This window comes from Pseudomonas frederiksbergensis (genome assembly GCF_017114915.1).
In the GTDB taxonomy this organism is placed as follows: domain Bacteria; phylum Pseudomonadota; class Gammaproteobacteria; order Pseudomonadales; family Pseudomonadaceae; genus Aquipseudomonas; species Aquipseudomonas frederiksbergensis_I.
In genome coordinates, this window is record NZ_JAAUOE010000096.1 from 1 (window position 1) to 2,488 (window position 2,488).

2 protein-coding genes are annotated in these 2,488 nt (G+C 49.1%); both read right to left on the bottom strand.

Annotated elements, in window-relative coordinates; genetic code table 11:
- Nucleotides 1–237: 2-dehydropantoate 2-reductase N-terminal domain-containing protein (locus HCU66_RS26835; protein ID WP_241015714.1), on the bottom strand; the 237-nt coding region annotated here is incomplete at its 3' end.
- A 592-nt stretch (nucleotides 238–829) separates the two neighbouring features.
- A partial coding sequence (locus HCU66_RS26840; RefSeq protein ID WP_205891370.1) for a polysaccharide biosynthesis tyrosine autokinase occupies nucleotides 830–2,488 on the bottom strand: 1,659 nt, incomplete at its 5' end.

The window sequence follows — 2,488 nt, forward strand, 5'->3', positions numbered from 1 at the left end:
AATGTCAGAAACACTCATCCCATCGGCTAACGAATCAGTGAATTGGAGTTTGCCTTCTTTGTAGTTTCTAACTACGATTTCTTCCAAACCGGGTTCGTATATAGGAATAATTCCATTTTTTAGTCTTTCGACTTTTATCTTGTTTACGTCAACGCAGACTACTGTGTGCCCCATCTCTGCAAAGCATGCGCCAGTGACCAGTCCTACATAACCGGTTCCAATTACTGTTATGTTCATTCATATCTCCAGTTAGCGCGGGGAAAGTTCGAAACTTTCTAGCGACCCTATTGATGTACGTGCTTATGAAATGCTGCTTACATTTCCTATTTCATTTTTGTAGACAGCTTTTTAACGGTATTTCTTCGATAAAAAATACTTGTGATTCGCCATCTATATTTATATTCCCCCAGAACCAATATACGGGAGAATCATAAAAAACCCTTTGCTCAAACTCACTCGTGCAAATTTATGGCTTATAAACAATTTCAGGTCTTGCCACCCCAAGCTATATTGAACCTACAAANATATTCCCCCAGAACCAATATACGGGAGAATCATAAAAAACCCTTTGCTCAAACTCACTCGTGCAAATTTATGGCTTATAAACAATTTCAGGTCTTGCCACCCCAAGCTATATTGAACCTACAATTAAAACGAACACGCTACCGCCCCAGGATTTTTCGTCATCTTCCTCAGGACGTAGTGTCTCTATGAAATATCGGTTTGATCATGCCTATTGGCCAATGATCCGGTGCAGCAATAACAATAAGAATTCAAGAACAATAGCTACGCGTCAAAATCTGAACTTATGACGCGATCTGCTCAATACTCAGTTTTTGTCGGAGGCATAGGCATAGTTGTAATAACCATAATCACTGTAGCCATATTTATTGGACGCCTTTCTTTCCACGCCGTTAAAAATCGCACCTTTAATGGCAACGCCATTCTGGGAGAACCGGCGGACCGTCAACTCGATTTCTTTCGCCGGGTTCAGGCCATAGCGCGTAACAATCAGATTGGTCCCGGACTGACGTCCGACGATCGCCGCGTCTGTCACCGCCAATAGCGGCGGTGTATCGAGGATCACCAGATCGTATTGCTGACTCGCCTGCTCCAATAGCGCGCTGAAGTTGGCGTGCATCAGTAATTCGGAAGGATTGGGCGGGATTTGACCTCGACTGACAAAATCGAAGTTGTCGATTCCGGTCTTATGGATAGCGGTGGCCACATCGCAGCGCCGGGCCAGGATATCGGAAAGCCCATTGTCTGCAGAAGTACCTAGCACTTTGTGCAGATAGCCCTTGCGCATGTCGACGTCGATCAACAATACCCGTAACCCGGTTTGCGCTATCACCACCGCGAGGTTGACCGATACGAACGTTTTACCTACTTGAGGACTAGGCCCGGAAATCATCAGGCGGTTATTGTCGGCCTCATGCATGGCGAAATGCAGACTGGTACGCAAACTGCGCAATGCCTCAATTGCCAAATCGGTGGGATGGCTGACGGCCAGCAACGTAGTACCTGCCCCGGAGCGCCCTCGTCCGCGGGAGACTTTGTCTTCTTCGGTTTTCTGCAGAGTGCTGTAAGGAATCGACGCGTAGACCGGCAACCCAAGTTGCTCGATGGCTTCCGGGCTTTCCAATCCCCGGTTCAGCGCCTTGCGTACCAGCACCAGGGCCACCGCCAGGAAGCCGCCAAGAATTGTGGCGATCAGTACAATCAAGGCTTTTTTCGGTTTGACCGGCTTGAAAAAATTGACGTCCGCAGTGTCGATCAGACGCACGTTACCGACCGTCCCCGCGCGCATCACATCCAGCTCCTGAGACTTGTTCAGCAACTGGGTATAAATGGCCGTACCGACTTCTACATCCCGGGTAAGGTTCAGCAATTCTTGCTGGGTGGAGGGAAGGCCCTCCACCTTGGACGCCAGACTTTTCTGCTTGCTGCTCAACTCACCGATCTGGGTCAATAATGCGCGATAGGCGGGATGTTGCCGGGTGAACTTGCGGTCCATTTCGGCTTGTTGCAGCTTCAACTCGGAGATGCTGGTATCGAGCCCGACAATCTGATCGAGAATGGCTTTGGTTTCGAGCGTGATGTCCACGGACTTGCTGCGCGTCTGGTATTCATTCAAGGCATTCCCGGCTTTCTCCAGGTCCTTCTTGACCACCGGAAGTTGCTCTTTGAGAAACGCCAGGCTCTGCGCTGCCTCAGCAGAAGTGCGTTCTACGTTTTGCCGAACATAAATAGCGGCGATTTCATTGAGTGTTTTAATGGCCTGATTCGGATCTGTGCTTTCCAGCGCCAACCCGATAATGCCCGACTCTTTTCCTCGCTCGGTTACCTCCAAATCCTCTTGGTAGTCGAGGATGCTGGTTAGGCGAGAATTGCGGATGATTTTGAAACGGGTCCCCGGATTGGCATGCATTTCCTCTATCTGAACCGCAAGGCCATTTTGTTCGAATAGTTGTCCCGTCTGGCTGGC